Origin of the sequence: Pseudomonas sp. PB106, assembly GCF_009764645.1 — a bacterium.
Lineage (GTDB): Bacteria > Pseudomonadota > Gammaproteobacteria > Pseudomonadales > Pseudomonadaceae > Aquipseudomonas.
On record NZ_RWIM01000125.1, the window covers coordinates 1 to 18,196 of the forward strand.

Consider the following 18,196-nt stretch of genomic DNA (forward strand, 5'->3'; position numbering starts at 1 on the left):
ACAGGGAAAATGCATTCCAAATGTAGGAGCTGCCGAAGGCTGCGATCTTTTGATCTTGAATGAAGCCCGACCGGCTTGAACGGGCCGGGCTTTTTACTGATTACTCAGTGGCGAGCACGCCACGACGCACTTGGTCACGCTCGATCGATTCGAACAAGGCCTTGAAGTTGCCCTCGCCGAAACCATCGTCACCCTTGCGCTGGATGAACTCGAAGAACACCGGGCCCATCAGGGTTTCCGAGAAGATCTGCAACAGCAGACGCTTGTCACCCTGCTCCGACGCGCCATCGAGCAGAATGCCGCGCGATTGCAGTTGATCGACCGGCTCGCCGTGGTTCGGCAGGCGTCCTTCGAGCATTTCGTAATAGGTATCCGGCGGCGCGGTCATGAAGCGCATGCCGATCTTCTTCAACTGATCCCAAGTCTTGATCAGGTCGTCAGTGAGGAACGCAACGTGCTGGATGCCTTCACCGTTGAACTGCATCAGAAACTCTTCGATCTGCCCGGCACCCTTCGACGATTCTTCGTTGAGCGGGATGCGGATCATGCCGTCCGGCGCGGTCATCGCTTTCGAGGTCAGGCCAGTGTATTCGCCCTTGATGTCGAAGTAGCGGATCTCGCGGAAGTTGAACAGCTTTTCGTAGAAGTTCGCCCAGTAGGCCATGCGACCGCGATACACGTTGTGCGTCAGGTGGTCGATGATCTTCAGGCCGGCACCGACCGGGTTGCGTTCAACGCCTTCGAGAAACACGAAGTCGATGTCATAGATCGAGCTGCCTTCACCGAAACGGTCGATCAGGTACAGTGGCGCGCCGCCAATACCTTTGATCGCTGGCAGGTTCAGTTCCATCGGACCGGTTTCGATGTGGATCGGCTGAGCGCCAAGTTCCAGTGCGCGGTTGTAGGCTTTTTGCGAATCCATGACGCGGAACGCCATGCCGCACACCGACGGGCCGTGTTCGGCCGCGAAGTACGAAGCGACGCTGTTGGGTTCGTTGTTGAGGATCAGATTGATCGCGCCCTGACGGTACAGATGCACGTTCTTGGAACGGTGCGTGGCGACTTTGGTGAAGCCCATGATCTCGAAGATCGGCTCCAGGGTGCCCGGCACCGGAGAGGCGAGCTCGATGAATTCAAAGCCCATCAGGCCCATTGGGTTTTCGTATAAATCTGCCATGGTGGCACCTCATCATTTCTTATCAATTAACCAGGGTTATTTGTCAGTCATGTGAGGTCGGTGGGTGGCGCGCAGGAGATGCCGCGCACACTGCGGGCAAGGAAGTCACCGTAGATCAGTTGAAACCCGAATATCTTCATTGTCGACCCAAGGCTCTTGCGGGCGAGGCTTCTGCTGCCAGAAGACGATTATTATTGTATGCGTAAACCGATTCTACACAGCGTAAATAGGCTTGTCTGCCCTCTCTATAAAATCCGCTTTTTTCTGACCGGTGCAAGGGGTTTGTTGCACAGGTAGATGCCCGCAAGGATCAGCGCGCCGCCCAGGCACATTGCCGGCGTTAGCTGCTCGCCGAGCAGCAACGCCGCGAATATCACGGCGGTCAGCGGATTGAGCGCGATAAACACCCCAGAGCGGGTCGCACCGATCTTGCGGATGCCGTCGTAGTAGCCGATGTAGGCCAGTGCTGAACCAAGGACGCCGAGGTAGACCAGGCTCAGCCACTGCGGCGTACCAAGCTCCAGTAGCGCCGGCCAGTTCAACTCACCCCGCACCAGTGCCAGCGCGCAGAGCATCAAGGTGCCGAGCAGAATCGAATAGGTCACAGTTTGCATCGGACCCAGAGTCTGGTTGAGGTTTCGGGAAAACAACGAATAAACACCCCAGCCCAACACACAACCGAAAATCAACAAATCTCCGATCCAGGCATCCGCTGTCGTGGCGAGCAATTGTGGATTGCGACTGACAATCACCAGACTGGCTCCGGCGATGCAGATCGCGATACCCATCACTTTCAACCGGCTCAAACGCTCCTTGAACAGCATCCATGATGCCAGTCCGATGACTGCCGGATTCAACGCAACAATCAACGAGGCCCGCGATGCATTGATGTAACGCAGCCCATAAAAGAAGCACAGGTTGTAAAAGAAAATTCCGAAAAACCCCAGCAGCGTCAGTTGCAGCCATTGCCGTGGCGTCGGTCGCGCCATTGGAATCCGCGCCACACATAGAAAGCTCAGCAATGCAGCGCTGGCCAGCAGAAAGCGCAGGCTGGCGGCAAACAGCGGACTCAAACCACCGGCCAAGTAGCGTCCGGCAACGAACGTCCCGCCCCAAATCATGGTGACGGCTGCCAGCGTCAGGTAGACCGGCAGGTCGGACGCGGTGGTGGAGGTTTGTTCGAATTGCCGCATGATGCACCCGACGAAAAAGCTTGAGGATGACGTATCATTCACCTCATTCAACCTCATCGTAAAATGAGCAAACACTCATGACCCTGACCCAATTGGAGATCTTCTCGCGGGTAGCCGAACTGCGCGGCTTTACCCTCGCGGCCCAACGTCTGGGCATCACCCAATCCGCCGTCTCTCACGCGATGAAATCCCTCGAACAAGAACTTGGCGTTGAGCTGCTGCGCCGGCACCAGTCGCAAGTCGAACTCAGCGACATTGGCGAGCAGTTGCTACTGCGGGCGCGGGCGATGCTCGGCCTCGCCAACACCTTGCGCCAGGAAGCGGCGGATGCGCGCGGGATGAAAAGCGGCACGTTGCGCATCGGTTCGTTCGGCCCGACGTCATCGATCAAGTTGCTGCCGGCGATTCTTGAGCCCTTTCGCCGGGCGCATCCGGGCATCGAAGTGCACATCGATGAAGGCCCGGACCGGCAGGTCTTGCAGTGGCTGGAAGAGCGACGCATTGACGTCGGTTTCGTGGTGTTGCCGGAAGAGCGTTTCGACACGTTTGCCTTGGGTGAAGATCAAATGGTCGCCCTGCTCCCCCTCGGCCATCACTTGGCGGGGCGTCCGGCGGTAAGCCTGAAGGATCTGTGCAGCGATCCGTTTGTGCTGACCGAGGCCGGGTCATCGGAATTGGTGTCGCGGTTGTTCATCGCTGCGCGCCTGCAACCGAACATCCGTTTCCGCTGCTCGCAACTGCTCAGCACCCTCGCCACCGTGGCGCGTGGCGAGGCGATTACGGTCGTAGCCGAAGGCTCATTACCCGATGAGGCGAACCCGCAATACGTTAAAGTGCCGCTGCTGCCCATGGTGCAGCGTCAAGTCGGTCTCGCCGTCCTTGATCGGCGCCAGGCATCACCGGCGACACACGCCTTTATCGAACTGGCCAGGCGAATCCACCGGCCGTGAGCGGCGCAAGCGGCATCTGCCATCTATTCTCCCTCTGGCTGAAAACGCATTTCAACGGCGCGCCGTTCGGCCTGCGTTCAAGCGCCTCACCCCATCGCGACAGGATGCGCCCATGCCGTTGACCGTCAGACCGCGCCGCAAGCGCAGCACCCGCATCGCCATCACCCTGTTGAGTGGTCTGCTGCCAATATTGCTGGGTAGCGTGATTCTTTACATGCAAGCCGAACGCACCCTTGAGCAGAGCGCACGGCACACTGCCGATGAGGCCCTGCGCCAGTTCGAATTGATGCTCGACAACACTGCGCAAGCGGCGCGGGACTTGTTGCCGCTGGCCGGTGAAACCTGCGAAGAAGTCAAACTGGCCTTGCGCGAACAAGTGACGCGTCGCCCTTTCGTGCGCTCGACCAATCTGGTGTGGGACAACAATCTTTACTGCAGTTCGCTGTTCGGTGACTTCAAAGAGGCCGTCAACGAGGGGGATTATCACGAAGGCAAGTTGTGGCTCATGAACGGTAACCCGGTGACGCCCAATACCGCGCTGCTGGTGTATCGCCTCAGCGATGGTCGCGGCGGCGCCCTGACCACATTGGATGGCTACCACTTGAGTAACATTTTGCGCTTGATCGGCCGAGAGACCCTGCTGCTACTGCAAGTGGGCAACAACTGGCTATCGGCCGACGGTCAAGTTCACCAAGGCCCCCTGCCGCCTCTACCTGTAGCGCAAAGCATGCTGGTGTCCCCGGATCATGCGTTCAGCGTTTCCGCCGGTTTCCCAAAGGGAGAAACCTGGCGCTACATGGCTGACGAGTACCCACCGCTGTTCAGTCTGCTGATCTTTTTTGGCGCGGTCTCGGGTGCGATTGGCCATGTCGTTCAAAAACGCTCGACTTCGCCCAGCCATGAAATGCTTCGCGCGCTGGAGGCCGGTGAATTCATTCCTTATTTCCAGCCGGTGGTTTACGGCGATAGCAAAAAGTGGTCGGGCGCCGAAGTATTGATGCGCTGGAACCATCCCAAAGAAGGACTGGTGCGCCCGGACCTGTTTATTCCGTTTGCCGAGCACTCGGGGCTGATCGTACCGATGACCCGCGCCTTGATGCAGCAGACGGCCGCCCTGCTGGGCCCGCAATCAGCAGTGTTTGCGCAGCCTTTCCGTATCAGCATCAATATTACGGCAAGCCACTGCCGGGATCTGGAACTGGTCGAAGACTGCCGTGAATTCCTCGCCGCCTTCATCCCTGGCAGTATCAGCCTGGTTTTGGAACTGACCGAACGCGAACTGATCGAGCCCACCGACATTACCCTTCAACTGTTCGAACAACTGCATGCCTTGGGGGTAATGATCGCGATCGATGATTTCGGCACCGGTCACTCGAGCCTGGGTTACTTGCGTAAATTCAATGTCGACTTTCTCAAGATCGACCAGAGTTTCGTCGCCATGATCGGCATCGACGCACTGTCGCGTCATATCCTGGACACAATCATCGAACTCTCGGCCAAGCTTGATCTGGGTATTGTTGCCGAAGGTGTCGAAACACAGGAACAGGCCGATTACCTGACCGCTCATCACGTTAACTTTCTGCAAGGCTATCTGTTCGGCAAGCCCATGCCGGCGGCTGAATTTCTTCGCGCATTAAGTCATGATTAACTAATCAGGTTTATGCCGGCCATGCCGACGAAGCGCCCCAAATTGATTCAAAAGACCACTGTTGTTACATGAAGACAACATCAGGATTTACTCTTGGCGCATTAACTACTACAATTTTTTCAACCTGAGCAAAATTCGCAGGTGAGCCATTTATCACCGAGTCGCTTCAAGGCTCTTGGCTTATAGCTTTGTTTGCGGTTGGTATCAGCCAAACACACTATTGGAGTAAAGATATTGTCCAGACTCGCTGAATTTCGTGCAGCCGAAAAGGCCCTTCAGGAACAGCTCAAGCAGCTGGAATCGCTGAAGAACGATGCCGGGCTCAAGAAAGAAATCGAATTCGAAGAAAAGCTCCAGGGGCTGATGAAAACTTATGGCAAAGGCCTGAAAGACATCGTTGCCATTCTCGATCCGAACCCGGCCAAGTCGGCCCTGCAAGCGTCTGCGGCTCCAAAGACCCGTCGCGCTCGCGTGGTCAAGGTTTACCAGAACCCTCACACCGGCGAACTGATTGAAACCAAAGGCGGCAACCACCGCGGGCTGAAAGCCTGGAAAGAACAATACGGTGCTGCCACTGTTGATTCCTGGTTGCGCGGTTAACTTTTTAACGGCCACAAAAAAGCCCTGCATCTCGCAGGGCTTTTTTGTTGACAATATCTAACAAATGAAATGAATTTCATCGAACAAGTTGCGACAACCGTGTAACGTCCTTGAAGCAGATAGCTAAACATTTTGCTGCTCAATGTTGCAGCAGAAGGCCAATGTTAAACTTTGTGCTTAATCCCTTCGAGTATCTAATCTCGACCGCGTTTAGATCCGACGAATTAAAGTTTCAGGCTGTTTCTCACCTCGACTATTTCGTCTGCGCTCGCCTTATAAACCTCCGCCTGACCGGCGTAGGAAAGAACATAAGCCTTATCCGCCTCGACCGCCGCTACCAGCGTTTGCGATAACACATGTCGACCGTTTTCCGTGATCGTGCAAGTCGACTCCAGCGCTGGCAAAGAGCCGAGCGTCGCCGGGTGGACCTTGTTGCAGACACTCTGATAACCGCCCTGGAAAAAATCCTTCTGGATCGATTTACGCATCTCCAGCAGCACACCTTGCAAGTTGACCTGATGCCCTGCCTCAACCTGAGTCATGGTCAACTCCATGACCATTACCTGATTGCCTTCGCCATCATTCTTCACCGCCCGCTGCCGAGAAACCTGCGGTGACACGTCAGGGAGCGCCTCGACTTCCCAGCCGGCCGGCCAGGTAATGCTCGGTTCGCCCGCAATCACCGGCGCTACGATCAGAGACAAGGCAAAAAAAACAAACAGGGATTTAAACAGTCGGATCATTACCGGACGCACTCGAAGATTGAACGGCAAAGTCTGAGCCCCGCCCGCCCGCAGGGCAAGCCCGCCCTTTCATTTGGCGATGCTGGCAGGCATGCGTATCATTGCGTCCATTCACTCGCCCATAGCTATTGGAGGGCCCATGAGCCTGCAAGAACTGAACACTTTCCCCGGCGTCACTGCCACGCCAGACAGCGCAACCCGCAACTTTGTCTTCAACCACACCATGCTGCGTGTAAAAGACATCACCAAGTCCCTGGACTTCTACACCCGCGTGCTGGGTTTCTCGCTGGTTGAAAAGCGCGACTTCGCGGAAGCCGAGTTCAGCTTGTACTTCCTCGCCCTGGTCGACAAATCCCAGATCCCGGCGGATGCCGCGGCACGCACCGAGTGGATGAAGTCGATCCCTGGCATTCTGGAGCTGACCCACAACCACGGCACCGAAAACGATGCTGACTTTGCCTATCACAACGGCAACACCGATCCGCGTGGTTTTGGCCACATCTGCATCTCGGTGCCGGACATTGTTGCCGCTTGCGCGCGCTTTGAAGAGTTGGGCTGCGACTTCCAGAAGCGCCTGACCGATGGCCGCATGAAAAGCCTGGCGTTCATCAAGGATCCGGATGGCTACTGGGTCGAGATCATCCAGCCAGCGCCGCTGTAAAAGATCGCAGGCATCACCAGTTCCGACACAATCTCTGTAGGAGCTGCCGCAGGCTGCGATCTTTTGCTCCAGGCATAAAAAAACCCGTGATCATTCACGGGTTTTTTCATTTCTGCCAGGACGTTTAAGCCGGAGCAGACGTGCGAATCAAGTGATCAAACGCGCTCAGCGAAGCCTTGGCGCCCTCGCCCACCGCGATCACGATCTGCTTGTACGGCACAGTGGTTACATCGCCGGCAGCGAAGATGCCCGGAATCGACGTTTCACCACGGTTATCGACGATGATTTCGCCACGTGGCGACAGCTCGATGGTGCCCTTCAGCCAGTCAGTGTTCGGCAGCAGACCGATCTGGACGAAGATCCCTTCCAGCTCGACCGTGCGCAACTCGTCAGTGTTGCGATCCTTGTAGCGCAGGCCGTTGACCTTCTCGCCATTACCGGTGACTTCAGTGGTTTGCGCACTGGTGATCACGGTGACGTTCGGCAAGCTGTGCAGTTTGCGCTGCAATACAGCGTCGGCGCGCAATTGCACGTCGAACTCCAGCAGCGTTACGTGCGACACGATGCCGGCCAGGTCGATGGCCGCTTCAACGCCGGAGTTACCGCCGCCGATCACCGCCACACGCTTGCCTTTGAACAGCGGGCCGTCGCAGTGCGGGCAGTACGCTACGCCTTTGTTGCGATATTCCTGCTCGCCCGGCACGTTCATTTCACGCCAGCGCGCACCGGTCGCCAGGATCACGCTCTTGGCTTTGAGGGTCGCGCCGCTGGCGAAGCGGACCTCGTGCAATTCGCCGTTTTTGCCCGGGATCAGCTTGTCGGCACGCTGCAAGTTCATGATGTCGACGTCGTATTGCTTGACGTGCTCTTCCAGCGCCGTGGCGAGTTTCGGCCCTTCGGTTTCCTGCACGGAAATGAAGTTCTCGATGGCCATGGTATCGAGCACCTGACCGCCGAAACGCTCAGCCGCAACACCGGTGCGGATGCCTTTACGTGCAGCGTAAATCGCCGCCGAAGCACCGGCCGGGCCACCGCCGACGACCAATACGTCGAAGGCTTCTTTCGCGCTGATTTTCTCGGCCTGACGCTCGATGGCGCCGGTGTCGAGTTTGGCGAGAATCTCTTCCAGACCCATGCGGCCCTGACCGAAATTCTCACCGTTGAGGTAGATGCTCGGCACCGCCATGATCTTGCGATCATTGACTTCATCCTGGAACAGCGCGCCGTCGATGGCGACGTGGCGGATATTCGGGTTAAGCACGGCCATCAGGTTCAGCGCCTGCACCACGTCCGGGCAGTTCTGGCAAGACAGCGAGAAATAGGTCTCGAAGCTGAACTCACCTTTGAGCGAGCGAATCTGCTCGATCACTTCAACACTGGCTTTCGATGGGTGACCGCCGACTTGCAGCAAGGCCAGTACCAGCGAGGTGAACTCGTGGCCCATCGGGATCCCGGCGAAACGCAGACTGATGTCAGCGCCCGGGCGGTTGATCGAGAACGATGGTTTGCGGGCATCGTCACCGCTGTCGATCAGGGTAATTTGGCTCGAAAGACTGGCAACGTCTTTCAGCAGTTCCAGCATTTCACGGGATTTCGCACCGTCGTCGAGGGAAGCAACGATCTCGATCGGCTGGGTGACCCGTTCCAGGTACGATTTCAACTGGGCTTTAAGATTGGCGTCCAACATACGGGCGATTTCCTTTATTTGAGGCGAAAAAAAGCCCGAGCGAATCTCGCCCGGGCATTTTTAGGGGGCGGTGCAGCGAACTTAAAGAGGTGCGGCGTACCGCCCTGAGTTGCGTGTCACAGACTTAGATCTTGCCGACCAGGTCCAGGGACGGTGCCAAAGTGGCCTCGCCTTCTTTCCACTTGGCTGGGCAAACTTCGCCTGGGTGTGCAGCAACGTACTGAGCAGCTTTGATTTTGCGCAGCAACTCGGAAGCGTCACGGCCAACGCCGCCATCGTTCAGTTCAACGATTTTGATCTGGCCTTCAGGGTTGATCACGAAGGTGCCACGGTCAGCCAGGCCAACTTCTTCGATCAGCACGTCGAAGTTGCGGGAGATGGCGTGGGTCGGGTCGCCGATCATGGTGTATTCGATTTTGCCGATAGCTGGCGAAGTGTTATGCCAGGCAGCGTGGGCAAAGTGGGTGTCGGTGGAAACGCTGTAGATCTCTACGCCCAGTTTCTGGAAGGCAGCGTAGTTGTCAGCCAGGTCTTCCAGCTCGGTTGGGCAAACGAAGGTGAAGTCGGCTGGGTAGAAGAACACGACCGACCACTTGCCTTTCAGGTCAGCGTCCGAGACTTGAACGAAGTCGCCGTTTTTGAACGCGGTAGCTTTGAACGGTTTTACTTGGCTGTTGATGATAGGCATTGATGACTCTCCGTCAGGGGTTGTGAATTCGATGGGTGAATCCTACCCACTCACTCGACGGATGGCTCATTGGCAAACCTCATACTCCTGATTTGTTTTCGCTATTAGCCGACTGTATTAATAGAAGAAAACGATCTCTACGACGAAGCCGGGTTATCCATAATCCGAGCCATCCCCTGGAATGGGCTGGCTTCAACATAGCGCATGGCGGACTTCATGTCCTTCCAGCCGACGTAGCTCATCAGCGATTTCAGATCCCAGCCACTTTGATGCGCCCACGTGGCAAAGCCGCGACGCAGGGAATGGCTGGTGTAGTTTTCGGCGGCGATCCCGGCGCGCTGCAAGGCCTGACGTAGCAGAGGAATGATGCTGTTGGCATGCAGGCCCTCTTCGTTGAGATTGCCCCAGCGGTCGATACTGCGGAAAGCCGGACCGCGAACCAATGCGGCTTCGGTGATCCAGTCGATGTAGGCCTGCACTGGGCAGAGCTTGAGCAGCGCCGGGGCCTGATAGGTCTGCCCGAGGTTTTCCCGATCACCTTTGCTGCGCGGCAAATACAAGGTGATGCCTTTGCCGGCGTGTGCCTGCACATGTTCGATTCGCAGGCGGCACAGCTCATCGCTGCGGAAGCCGCGCCAGAATCCCAACAGGATCAGTGCTCGGTCGCGATAAGCCTTGAGCAGTGACGGACGGTCCTGCTGCTCTCTCGCGGCTTGCGCTTCTTGCTCCAGCCAATCGACAACTCGCTGCAGATCCTGCAACTGCAACGGCTCAGCTTGTTTCTCCTGCGCCGGGTGCAATGCGCGGATGCCTTTGAATACCTTGCGCACCACTGGCGATTTGGTCGGGTCGGCAAAGCCTTGGCTGTTGTGCCATTGCGCCAGTGCAGAAAGGCGCAGCTTCAGCGTGTTGATCGACAGCTCGCCGGCGTGCGCCACCAGATACCGCGCGACGCTGTCAGCCGTCGCCGGCAAGAACCCGCCCCACTTCACCTCAAAATGTTCAATGGCCGCGCGATAGCTACGGCGCGTGTTGTCACGGGTGGCGGCTTGAAGATAGCGATCCAGATCGCTCATAGGCTGTTTTCTCGCTGGCGTACTGTTGCAGACATGCGGATGCGTATTTTGCCCCCTGACATTGGGTAATACCAGTATATCCCGTGTCTTTTATTTCAAAGGTTTACCTTTATTTTCAGGATGGTACACTGCGTACTTTAGTGGCATGTACCACAGTACGAAACCGTAGGAGTTCACATGGCCCGTGGCGGCATTACCAAAGCACTGGTGCAGATCGCGCGCACAGCGATCCTCGCCCGTGGCGAACACCCGAGCATTGATGCAGTACGCATTGAAATGGGCAATACCGGCTCGAAAACCACGATCCATCGTTATTTGAAAGAGCTGGATGACGGCGCGCAGCCGATTGAAGCGTCGGCAGAACCGATCGATGACGAACTCACCGCGCTGGTCTCTCGCCTCGCCCAGCGCCTGAAAGAACAAGCGCAAGAGCCCATCGAACAGGCTCGCGAGCAGTTCGAAGAACAGCGTGAGGCCCTGGAATCAGAGTTGAAGCAAGTTCGTCAGGCACTGGAAAAAATCGAGCACGAACACAGCATTCAAGGTGCAGCGCTGGAGCGCGAATCCGAAGCACTGAACAACACCCGCTCGATGTTGCAGACCGAACAAACCCGCAACGCCGGGCTGAACCAGGCGTTGGCCGACTTTGAATTGCGCCTGCAGGATAAGGATGAGCAGATCCGCTCACTGGAAGAAAAGCACCTGCACGCTCGCGATGCGCTGGAACACTATCGCAACGCCGCCAGAGAACAGCGCGAGCAGGAACAGAGTCGCCACGAAAGTCAGATGCAACAGGTTCAAGCCGAACTGCGTCAAGCGCAGCAAAGCGCACTGGTCCGCCAGGACGAAATCACGCAACTGCACCGTGATAATGAACGCCTGCTGACCGAGAACCGCGGCACCCAGCGCGAATTGAGCCTGACGCAGGATCAGCTCAAGCAGAGCAATCAGCGCCAGGATCAACTGCTCGAGCAAGCGACCCGCGTCGACAGCGAACGCACCCTCCTCCAGGAACGTTTGCGCGTAGCCACGCTGGAAAGCCAGACGCTTAAGCAAAACGTCGAGGAGCAGACGCTGCTTAGTCAGTCACTGGAAAAGGAATTGAGCAAGACTCAAGCGAGTCTGGAAGAAAGCCAGCGCCTGGCAGCCACCGTTGCGGCAGCGCCAGACACAGGCAAACCGAACGACGCTTAAGCGCCGACCGGTGTACGCATGGTGACAAACTCTTCGGCGGCCGTCGGGTGCACCCCGATCGTGTCGTCGAAGTCACGCTTGGTCGCGCCAGCCTTCAGCGCAATTGCCAGACCCTGGACGATTTCACCAGCGTCCGGACCCACCATGTGGCAGCCGAGCACTTTGTCGGTCTTGCCGTCGACCACCAGCTTCATCAGGGTTTTTTCCTGACATTCAGTCAGCGTCAGTTTCATCGGGCGGAAACGGCTTTCGAAAACCACCACATCGTGGCCAGCCTCGCGCGCTTCCTCTTCGGTCAAACCGACCGTGCCGATGTTCGGCAGGCTGAACACCGCCGTCGGGATCATCTTGTAATCCACCGGACGGTATTGCTCAGGTTTGAACAGACGTCGCGCCACGGCCATGCCTTCCGCCAACGCCACAGGCGTCAGCTGTACACGACCGATGACATCGCCCAGCGCCAGAATCGATGGCTCGCTGGTCTGATATTGCTCGTCGACTTTGATAAAGCCTTTGTCGGTGAGCTGCACATCGGTGTTCTCCAGCCCCAGATTATCGAGCATCGGACGGCGACCGGTTGCATAGAAAATGCAATCCGCTTCCAGAACTCGGCCATCTTTGAGCGTGGCTTTCAAGCTGCCGTCAGCCTGTTTGTCGATACGCGCGATGTCGGCATTGAATTGCAGATCCAGACCACGTTTGGTCAACTCTTCCTGCAAATGCTTGCGCACCGAACCGTCGAAGCCGCGCAGGAACAGATCACCGCGATACAGCAGCGTGGTGTTGGCGCCTAGACCGTGGAAGATCCCGGCGAATTCGACCGCGATGTAACCGCCGCCAACCACCAGCACCCGCTCAGGCAGCTCTTTTAGGAAGAACGCTTCGTTCGAACCGATTGCATGCTCGCGCCCCGGAATCTCCGGAATCTGCGGCCAGCCACCGGTGGCGATCAGAATATTTTTCGCGGTATAGCGCTCGCCATTCACTTCAACTTCATGCGGGCCAACGATCTTCGCGTGCGCTTCATGCAAGGTCACGCCGCTGTTGACCAGCAAGTTGCGATAAATGCCGTTGAGGCGGTTGATCTCGCGATCCTTGTTGGCGATCAGCGTCGCCCAATCGAAATTCGCCTCACCCAGACTCCAGCCGAAGCCGGACGCCTGCTCAAATTCTTCGGCGAAATGCGCGCCGTACACCAACAGTTTCTTCGGCACGCAGCCGACGTTGACACAGGTCCCGCCCAGATAACGGCTCTCCGCCACCGCCACTTTCGCACCGAATCCGGCCGCAAAACGCGCAGCGCGCACACCGCCGGAACCGGCACCAATCACATAAAGGTCAAAATCGTAGGCCATTTCTATCTCCTCGGCAGGGGATCAGCATACCTGCAGCCATCCATTGGGCAAGCGCTGCCAACCATATAAGGGCGGAAAATGAAAAAGCCACCCGGAGGTGGCTTTTTCGTGCAGACCCATCAAGCGCTGTTAATAAGCCTTGCCAGTCTTGTAGAAGTTCTCGAAGCAGAAGTTGGTCGCTTCGATGTAGCCTTCAGCACCACCGCAGTCGAAACGCTTGCCTTTGAACTTGTAGGCCATCACGCAGCCGTTCTGGGCTTGTTTCATCAGGGCGTCGGTGATTTGGATTTCGCCGCCCTTGCCTGGCTCGGTCTGTTCGATCAGGTCGAAGATGTCCGGGGTCAGGATGTAACGACCGATGATCGCCAGGTTCGACGGTGCGTCTTCAGGCTTTGGCTTCTCGACCATGCTGTGAACGCGGTAGATGTCGTCACGGATCATCTCGCCAGCGATAACGCCATATTTGCTGGTTTCCTGCGGATCGACTTCCTGGATGGCGATGATCGAGCAGCGGAACTGCTTGTACAGCTTGACCATCTGGGTCAGAACGCCGTCGCCGTCGAGGTTGACGCACAGGTCGTCCGCCAGTACCACGGCGAACGGTTCGTCACCGATCAGCGGGCGACCGGTCAGGATCGCGTGACCCAAGCCTTTCATTTCGGTCTGACGGGTGTAGGAGAACGAGCACTCGTCGAGCAGTTTGCGGATACCGACCAGGTATTTCTCTTTGTCGGTGCCTTTGATCTGGTTTTCCAGCTCGTAGCTGATGTCGAAGTGGTCTTCCAGAGCGCGCTTGCCACGACCGGTAACGATGGAGATTTCTGTCAGGCCAGCATCCAGAGCTTCTTCAACGCCGTACTGGATCAGTGGCTTGTTTACCACCGGCAGCATTTCTTTGGGCATGGCTTTAGTCGCTGGCAGGAAGCGAGTACCGTAACCGGCTGCTGGGAACAAGCATTTCTTGATCATATAAGTCCTTGAAAGGGCTGTGTGTACGAGTTTCGGCGCAGTCTAATCAGGCGGCGTGCGCCTTACAATGCCCCGCACTGGCTAACCGATGCCATCATAGAGAAATATTCTCGCCGATAGTTCCATCCGCCTTTTTGCGTGGCTCGATCAGCGTAGCTCAAAGACGTCGACAAACTGCACCACCATACGCTCATCGCCCCCTAATGCGAGCAATTGCCGGTATCATGGCGACTTTGAACCAGCGAACGAGACAGATAGATGGCTGCGGTAAAAATCGTCAACGGGTATGTGATCGACAAGAAGGACGGCAAGTGGACGCTGACCACTACCAATGGCGAGCACATCGCCGGTCCATTCGACAGCGAGCAAATGGCGACGGATGTGGCATCGGTGTTTACCGACACGCCGGCATCGTCGAAGCGTCGCGGCAAAGATCAGGACTGATCGGTGTCGACATGCCCTCAGCCCTGCCCTCGCGCAGGGCTTTTTTGTGCCTACGTCAAAACAAGTGGCCAATCGCTATAACCTTTTCATTGCGGCGCTGTCAGAGCGTCTAGTCCCCTCCTAGCTGAAGACGACACACACCATGAATATGAATAAATGGCTGCCCCTGATTGCGGTGCTGATGTTGAGCGGCTGCGCGACCTCTGAAACCGCCTACCTGAACAATGGCGAGCAAGGTCTGAGCATCGACTGCTCTGGCGAAGCCAATTCCTGGGCCACGTGCTACGAAAAAGCCGATGCATCCTGCGCCGGAACCGGCTATCGCATTGTTGGCACGGACGGCACACCTCAGCCCAAAGAGAGCGACAAAACTCTGGGCGTGGACGTTGGCAACTATAAGACCCGCAGCGTGCTGGTGGTTTGCAAGTAAGCGTTACATGTGGATTTCGGCGAACTTGATCCCAAGACCGCGCACGACTTCGATCAGATCGTCGAGCCGGTTGAATGACTCGACTTCGTCGTTATCGTCCACCAGAAAATAACTGCGTCCGGCGCTTTTCTTGAAAAACACAATCCACTCGCCCGGATTGGCCGGATTCTGAATCACATGGGTGGCCGAGATCAGGCCCTCTACGTGGCGTTCCCTTACTTGCTCTCGCTTCATCGCGACTCCAGAAATGAAAATGCCGTCACAGCATGGCTGTGACGGCATCGGTGCTGATAGCGAATAGTCTATCAGCCGGAAATGCACGCAGTGGCGGCCTTCTGCACATCCTTGGGGCGAACCGGCACATTGGACATGCGCTCGTGCAACTTGATGCTGCTGCCGCCGGAGCGATCCTCGATATCGAACACCGCCGCCGGGCCGGAGGACAGCTTGCCTGGAACGATCACGCGAACCCCGTCCTTCTGTGGCTGTACCTGCAGCGCGCCACGGCTGTCGGCGAGCTGATCGGTCAGGCACTGGGCATACTCATGGGGCTTCTTGCCGGAGATCACATTCATGGTCGGCAACGTTTCATTGATTTCCGAAACATTTGCACAGCCACCCATCATCAGAACCAACGGCAGACACACCACACCCCACTTCATACAAAACCTCCGTTAAAGACCGTCCGACAGCACAAATGCTGTTTTTCTCCGGGGCCTTCTGCATTTAACCCGCATCCAATCGCGAATATCTGTTCAAAATTGTCAAACCAATGCCCGACGGCCAGATAATAACCCGTGCGGGCTGATAAACTGCGCCAATCGACAAGCTATCGTTTTGATTTTGTAGAAAAAGCCCTTCTGGAGGCGCCCATGAAATTTATTCACCAGCGCGAGCACCTCAACGAAGACGACATCGTCGTCATCCAATGCTCGCAAATGTGCAACATCCGTTTGATGAACGACGCCAACTTCCGCAGCTTCAAGAATGGCGGTCGTCACACCTACCACGGCGGCGCATTTGATACCTTCCCGGCCCGCATTACCGCGCCGAGCACCGGTTTCTGGAACATCACCATCGACACCGTCAACCGCCGCGCGATCAGCGTCACGCGCAAGCCGACACTGACCCACTCGATCAAGATCATCCGTCGTTCCAGCACTAAACTTAGCTGAAACACTTGGCTCATTCAGACAGGAAAGCATGAACGTGGCCCAAACGACCAAATACGTCATCAAGTACAAGCTCAATGGTGAACGCCGCTTCGAATTCGCTCAGCTGGTGAACGGCAGCGAAGAAGAAGCCAAGGCTGAGTTGGACAAGCTGCACGACCAGACCGATGTGATCAGCGATATCGCCGTCAGCAAAGCCCTGTAAGGCATCGCTGAAGTTTGCCCCCAAAACCTGCGATCACTTGAGCGCCCTGTATCCGCAGGCCGAACCGTTTCGTTCGCAGGTCATCATGGCCCGTCACGATGTCAGTCGCCTGCACAGTGGAAATCGGCATACCCTAGGCATCATCTTCCACGATGCGTCATAACCGCCATGCAACCGAGCAATTTTGACCTGTTCGCCGAACACGAACCCGAACAACAGCCGCGACGCGAGCAGATTGGTGAGCAATCGTGGCTGCTGCGCGGATTCGCTCTGGGCGTGATCGATCAACTGCTACCAGCCTTGAACACGGTCCTTGCCGAAGCGCCCTTGCGCCACATGGTCACTCCGGGCGGCTTCAGCATGTCGGTGGGCACCAGCAGTTGCGGTGAACTCGGCTGGATCACTGATCGCAGCGGCTACCGTTATTCCAGCGTCGATCCGCTCAGTGGATTGCCGTGGCCGCGAATGCCTTCAGTGTTTGCCGAACTCGCACATGCAGCGGCCGAGGCCGCCGGGTTTGCTGCATTCGACGCCGATTCCTGCCTGATCAACCGCTATGTTCCCGGCGCCAAGATGTCATTGCATCAGGACAAAGACGAAAACGCCTACAGTGCGCCGATCGTTTCGCTGTCACTCGGCTTGCCGGCGATGTTTCTGTTCGGCGGTTTCAAGCGTCGCGACAAACAACAGAAGATACCGTTACTGCACGGCGATATGGTGGTTTGGGGCGGGGTTGATCGCTTGCGCTTTCATGGTGTGTTGCCGATCAAGCAAGGTCGGCATCCGCGCCTTGGCGAGCAACGGATCAACCTGACGTTCCGCGTTGCCGGATGACGCAAAAATTTGACCGCAAGGCTCGGAGTGTTGCGATCATCGGCGCTGGTTAACCTGAATCAAACAGGTCAACGGATCACCCCTCATGAAAACGCTTTCGCCCCCTCTCACTACCGAAAACGATCCACGCTGGGCGGCTGTTGTTGCACGCGATTCGCGAGCGGACGGGCACTTCGTCTACGCGGTGAAAACCACTGGTATTTATTGCCGCCCTAGCAGTCTGGCGCGTTTGCCAAAACCGCAGAACGTCGAATTTTTCGACACTGCCGAACAGGCTGAAGCAGCAGGTTACCGACCGAGCAAACGCGCCAGCAAGGATCAGAGCGACGTTGCCGCACAACATGCCGCCACCGTAGCGACCGCGTGCCAGCAGATTGCATCCGCCGAGACGTTGCCGACACTCAATGAGCTGGCCGAAACCGCCGGGCTCAGCCCGTTCCATTTTCATCGGGTCTTCAAAGCAGGGACAGGCTTGACGCCCAAAGGCTACGCAGCCGCTCACCGTTCGCGCAAAGTGCGTGAACGTCTCGCCGATGGCGGCTCCGTGACAGATGCGTTGTACGACGCCGGTTTCAACTCCAACAGCCGGTTTTACGAAGCGGCGGATCAACTGCTGGGCATGAAGCCCCGCGATTACCGGTCTGCCGGGCAGAACAACGACATTCGTTTCGCCGTCGGCCAATGCTCGCTGGGCGCGATCCTGGTTGCCCAAAGTGAACGTGGCGTTTGCGCGATCTTGTTGGGTGACGACCCACATCAACTGGTGTGTGATCTGCAGGATCAGTTTCGCAAGGCGAATCTGATTGGCGCCGACAGCTGCTTCGAACAACTGATCGCCGAAGTCGTGGGTTTCATCGAAGCGCCGGCCATCGGCCTTGATCTGCCGCTGGATGTCAGAGGCACGGCGTTTCAGGAGCGCGTGTGGCAGGCGTTGCGCGAAATCCCGGCAGGCAGCACCGCCAGTTACGCCGAGATAGCCCAGCGCATTGGTGCACCGACTTCAATGCGTGCGGTGGCGCAAGCCTGTGGAGCTAACCGCCTGGCAGTGGCCATCCCTTGCCACCGTGTGGTCCGCAGCGACGGCAATCTCTCGGGCTATCGCTGGGGTGTCGAGCGCAAACGTCAATTGCTTGAGCGCGAAACCCAGCCTTGATATCGCGACTGACTCGG

The 18,196-nt window shown here is 57.0% G+C and carries 21 protein-coding genes and 1 pseudogene; 12 read left to right on the plus strand and 10 right to left on the minus strand.

The window, feature by feature from the left end:
* Positions 1-100: 100 nt before the first annotated feature.
* Complete coding sequence (gene hppD / locus EJA71_RS17135) at positions 101-1,177, minus strand: 4-hydroxyphenylpyruvate dioxygenase (RefSeq protein ID WP_158958686.1); 1,077 nt, start codon at positions 1,175-1,177, stop codon at positions 101-103.
* A gap of 245 nt (positions 1,178-1,422) precedes the next feature.
* Positions 1,423-2,370 (minus strand): DMT family transporter, encoded by a 948-nt coding sequence (locus EJA71_RS17140; RefSeq protein WP_158958688.1) that lies wholly within the window; start codon positions 2,368-2,370, stop codon positions 1,423-1,425.
* Between the two features lie 77 nt (positions 2,371-2,447).
* Here EJA71_RS17140 and EJA71_RS17145 point away from each other — a divergent pair, with 77 nt between their 5' ends.
* The 3 genes from EJA71_RS17145 (at position 2,448) to EJA71_RS17155 (ending at position 5,568) form a co-directional block, all read left to right on the plus strand.
* On the plus strand, positions 2,448-3,320 hold the full coding sequence (locus tag EJA71_RS17145) for a LysR family transcriptional regulator (protein WP_158958690.1): 873 nt from the start codon (positions 2,448-2,450) through the stop codon (positions 3,318-3,320).
* Positions 3,321-3,432: 112 nt separating this feature from the next.
* Positions 3,433-4,968 carry a cyclic diguanylate phosphodiesterase gene (locus EJA71_RS17150; RefSeq protein ID WP_158958692.1) on the plus strand — a complete coding sequence of 512 codons (1,536 nt, stop codon included), beginning with the start codon at positions 3,433-3,435 and terminating at the stop codon, positions 4,966-4,968.
* A gap of 234 nt (positions 4,969-5,202) precedes the next feature.
* On the plus strand, positions 5,203-5,568 hold the full coding sequence (locus EJA71_RS17155) for a histone-like nucleoid-structuring protein, MvaT/MvaU family (protein WP_158958694.1): 366 nt from the start codon (positions 5,203-5,205) through the stop codon (positions 5,566-5,568).
* 224 nt (positions 5,569-5,792) lie between these two features.
* Here the strand turns inward: EJA71_RS17155 and EJA71_RS17160 are convergent, their stop codons facing one another.
* Positions 5,793-6,311, minus strand: a complete 519-nt coding sequence (locus EJA71_RS17160; RefSeq protein WP_158958928.1) for a DUF4946 domain-containing protein — start codon at positions 6,309-6,311, stop codon at positions 5,793-5,795.
* Between the two features lie 139 nt (positions 6,312-6,450).
* On the opposite strand from EJA71_RS17160, the gene gloA reads away from it, so the two are divergent.
* On the plus strand, positions 6,451-6,972 hold the full coding sequence (gene gloA / locus EJA71_RS17165) for a lactoylglutathione lyase (RefSeq protein WP_158958696.1): 522 nt from the start codon (positions 6,451-6,453) through the stop codon (positions 6,970-6,972).
* A 124-nt stretch (positions 6,973-7,096) separates the two neighbouring features.
* Here the strand turns inward: gloA and ahpF are convergent, their stop codons facing one another.
* The 3 genes from ahpF to EJA71_RS17180 all read right to left on the minus strand — a co-directional run bounded on the left by ahpF (position 7,097) and on the right by EJA71_RS17180 (position 10,423).
* Positions 7,097-8,659 carry an alkyl hydroperoxide reductase subunit F gene (ahpF, locus tag EJA71_RS17170; RefSeq protein WP_122599919.1) on the minus strand — a complete coding sequence of 521 codons (1,563 nt, stop codon included), beginning with the start codon at positions 8,657-8,659 and terminating at the stop codon, positions 7,097-7,099.
* A 124-nt stretch (positions 8,660-8,783) separates the two neighbouring features.
* On the minus strand, positions 8,784-9,347 hold the full coding sequence (ahpC, locus tag EJA71_RS17175; RefSeq protein ID WP_007912224.1) for an alkyl hydroperoxide reductase subunit C: 564 nt from the start codon (positions 9,345-9,347) through the stop codon (positions 8,784-8,786).
* A gap of 137 nt (positions 9,348-9,484) precedes the next feature.
* Entirely contained in the window at positions 9,485-10,423 is a 939-nt protein-coding gene (locus EJA71_RS17180; protein ID WP_158958698.1) for a site-specific integrase, read from the minus strand.
* A gap of 177 nt (positions 10,424-10,600) precedes the next feature.
* On the opposite strand from EJA71_RS17180, the gene EJA71_RS17185 reads away from it, so the two are divergent.
* A complete protein-coding gene (locus tag EJA71_RS17185; protein ID WP_158958700.1) occupies positions 10,601-11,617 on the plus strand; it encodes a DNA-binding protein in 1,017 nt (338 codons plus the stop codon).
* On the opposite strand, the gene gorA is transcribed toward EJA71_RS17185, so the two are convergent.
* A complete protein-coding gene (gorA, locus tag EJA71_RS17190; RefSeq protein ID WP_158958702.1) occupies positions 11,614-12,972 on the minus strand; it encodes a glutathione-disulfide reductase in 1,359 nt (452 codons plus the stop codon). The genes EJA71_RS17185 and gorA overlap by 4 nt on opposite strands.
* A 129-nt stretch (positions 12,973-13,101) precedes the next feature.
* A complete protein-coding gene (galU, locus tag EJA71_RS17195; protein WP_053120371.1) occupies positions 13,102-13,941 on the minus strand; it encodes a UTP--glucose-1-phosphate uridylyltransferase GalU in 840 nt (279 codons plus the stop codon).
* A 258-nt stretch (positions 13,942-14,199) separates the two neighbouring features.
* Between galU and EJA71_RS17200 the strand changes: the two genes are divergently transcribed.
* Both EJA71_RS17200 and EJA71_RS17205 read left to right on the plus strand, forming a co-directional pair.
* On the plus strand, positions 14,200-14,385 hold the full coding sequence (locus EJA71_RS17200; protein WP_129394027.1) for a hypothetical protein: 186 nt from the start codon (positions 14,200-14,202) through the stop codon (positions 14,383-14,385).
* 148 nt (positions 14,386-14,533) lie between these two features.
* Complete coding sequence (locus tag EJA71_RS17205) at positions 14,534-14,815, plus strand: hypothetical protein (RefSeq protein ID WP_178113717.1); 282 nt, start codon at positions 14,534-14,536, stop codon at positions 14,813-14,815.
* A gap of 3 nt (positions 14,816-14,818) precedes the next feature.
* Here EJA71_RS17205 and EJA71_RS17210 read toward each other — a convergent pair whose 3' ends face one another.
* Together EJA71_RS17210 and EJA71_RS17215 are read right to left on the minus strand one after the other, a co-directional pair.
* Positions 14,819-15,049 (minus strand): hypothetical protein, encoded by a 231-nt coding sequence (locus tag EJA71_RS17210; RefSeq protein WP_008082673.1) that lies wholly within the window; start codon positions 15,047-15,049, stop codon positions 14,819-14,821.
* Positions 15,050-15,120: 71 nt separating this feature from the next.
* Entirely contained in the window at positions 15,121-15,477 is a 357-nt protein-coding gene (locus EJA71_RS17215) for a hypothetical protein (RefSeq protein WP_158958706.1), read from the minus strand.
* Positions 15,478-15,687: 210 nt separating this feature from the next.
* Here EJA71_RS17215 and EJA71_RS17220 point away from each other — a divergent pair, with 210 nt between their 5' ends.
* From EJA71_RS17220 to ada, 5 genes and pseudogenes are all read left to right on the plus strand, one after another.
* Positions 15,688-15,990, plus strand: coding sequence for a DUF1883 domain-containing protein (locus tag EJA71_RS17220; protein WP_007912251.1), 303 nt, complete (start codon positions 15,688-15,690; stop codon positions 15,988-15,990).
* Between the two features lie 28 nt (positions 15,991-16,018).
* Complete coding sequence (locus EJA71_RS27375) at positions 16,019-16,192, plus strand: hypothetical protein (protein WP_178113712.1); 174 nt, start codon at positions 16,019-16,021, stop codon at positions 16,190-16,192.
* 82 nt (positions 16,193-16,274) lie between these two features.
* Positions 16,275-16,355: pseudogene (locus EJA71_RS17225) on the plus strand (2OG-Fe(II) oxygenase); the annotation flags it as partial.
* Between the two features lie 5 nt (positions 16,356-16,360).
* The gene (alkB, locus tag EJA71_RS17230; RefSeq protein WP_158958708.1) at positions 16,361-17,026 is read left to right on the plus strand and encodes a DNA oxidative demethylase AlkB; all 666 of its coding nucleotides are present in this window, start codon (positions 16,361-16,363) and stop codon (positions 17,024-17,026) included.
* Between the two features lie 85 nt (positions 17,027-17,111).
* Positions 17,112-18,179 (plus strand): bifunctional DNA-binding transcriptional regulator/O6-methylguanine-DNA methyltransferase Ada, encoded by a 1,068-nt coding sequence (gene ada / locus EJA71_RS17235; protein WP_158958710.1) that lies wholly within the window; start codon positions 17,112-17,114, stop codon positions 18,177-18,179.
* The last annotated feature ends 17 nt before the right edge of the window (positions 18,180-18,196 follow it).

Coding starts and splice junctions, on each gene's coding strand:
- EJA71_RS17210 (WP_008082673.1), bottom strand. CDS start 15,049: ATGAAGCGAGAGCAAGTAAGGGAACGCCACGTAGAGGGCCTGATCTCG.
- EJA71_RS27375 (WP_178113712.1), top strand. CDS start 16,019: ATGAACGTGGCCCAAACGACCAAATACGTCATCAAGTACAAGCTCAAT.
- ahpC (WP_007912224.1), bottom strand. CDS start 9,347: ATGCCTATCATCAACAGCCAAGTAAAACCGTTCAAAGCTACCGCGTTC.
- EJA71_RS17180 (WP_158958698.1), bottom strand. CDS start 10,423: ATGAGCGATCTGGATCGCTATCTTCAAGCCGCCACCCGTGACAACACG.
- EJA71_RS17205 (WP_178113717.1), top strand. CDS start 14,534: ATGAATAAATGGCTGCCCCTGATTGCGGTGCTGATGTTGAGCGGCTGC.
- EJA71_RS17185 (WP_158958700.1), top strand. CDS start 10,601: ATGGCCCGTGGCGGCATTACCAAAGCACTGGTGCAGATCGCGCGCACA.
- gloA (WP_158958696.1), top strand. CDS start 6,451: ATGAGCCTGCAAGAACTGAACACTTTCCCCGGCGTCACTGCCACGCCA.
- EJA71_RS17215 (WP_158958706.1), bottom strand. CDS start 15,477: ATGAAGTGGGGTGTGGTGTGTCTGCCGTTGGTTCTGATGATGGGTGGC.
- hppD (WP_158958686.1), bottom strand. CDS start 1,177: ATGGCAGATTTATACGAAAACCCAATGGGCCTGATGGGCTTTGAATTC.
- EJA71_RS17140 (WP_158958688.1), bottom strand. CDS start 2,370: ATGCGGCAATTCGAACAAACCTCCACCACCGCGTCCGACCTGCCGGTC.
- ada (WP_158958710.1), top strand. CDS start 17,112: ATGAAAACGCTTTCGCCCCCTCTCACTACCGAAAACGATCCACGCTGG.
- EJA71_RS17200 (WP_129394027.1), top strand. CDS start 14,200: ATGGCTGCGGTAAAAATCGTCAACGGGTATGTGATCGACAAGAAGGAC.
- gorA (WP_158958702.1), bottom strand. CDS start 12,972: ATGGCCTACGATTTTGACCTTTATGTGATTGGTGCCGGTTCCGGCGGT.
- alkB (WP_158958708.1), top strand. CDS start 16,361: ATGCAACCGAGCAATTTTGACCTGTTCGCCGAACACGAACCCGAACAA.
- EJA71_RS17145 (WP_158958690.1), top strand. CDS start 2,448: ATGACCCTGACCCAATTGGAGATCTTCTCGCGGGTAGCCGAACTGCGC.
- EJA71_RS17160 (WP_158958928.1), bottom strand. CDS start 6,311: ATGATCCGACTGTTTAAATCCCTGTTTGTTTTTTTTGCCTTGTCTCTG.
- galU (WP_053120371.1), bottom strand. CDS start 13,941: ATGATCAAGAAATGCTTGTTCCCAGCAGCCGGTTACGGTACTCGCTTC.
- EJA71_RS17220 (WP_007912251.1), top strand. CDS start 15,688: ATGAAATTTATTCACCAGCGCGAGCACCTCAACGAAGACGACATCGTC.
- ahpF (WP_122599919.1), bottom strand. CDS start 8,659: ATGTTGGACGCCAATCTTAAAGCCCAGTTGAAATCGTACCTGGAACGG.
- EJA71_RS17150 (WP_158958692.1), top strand. CDS start 3,433: ATGCCGTTGACCGTCAGACCGCGCCGCAAGCGCAGCACCCGCATCGCC.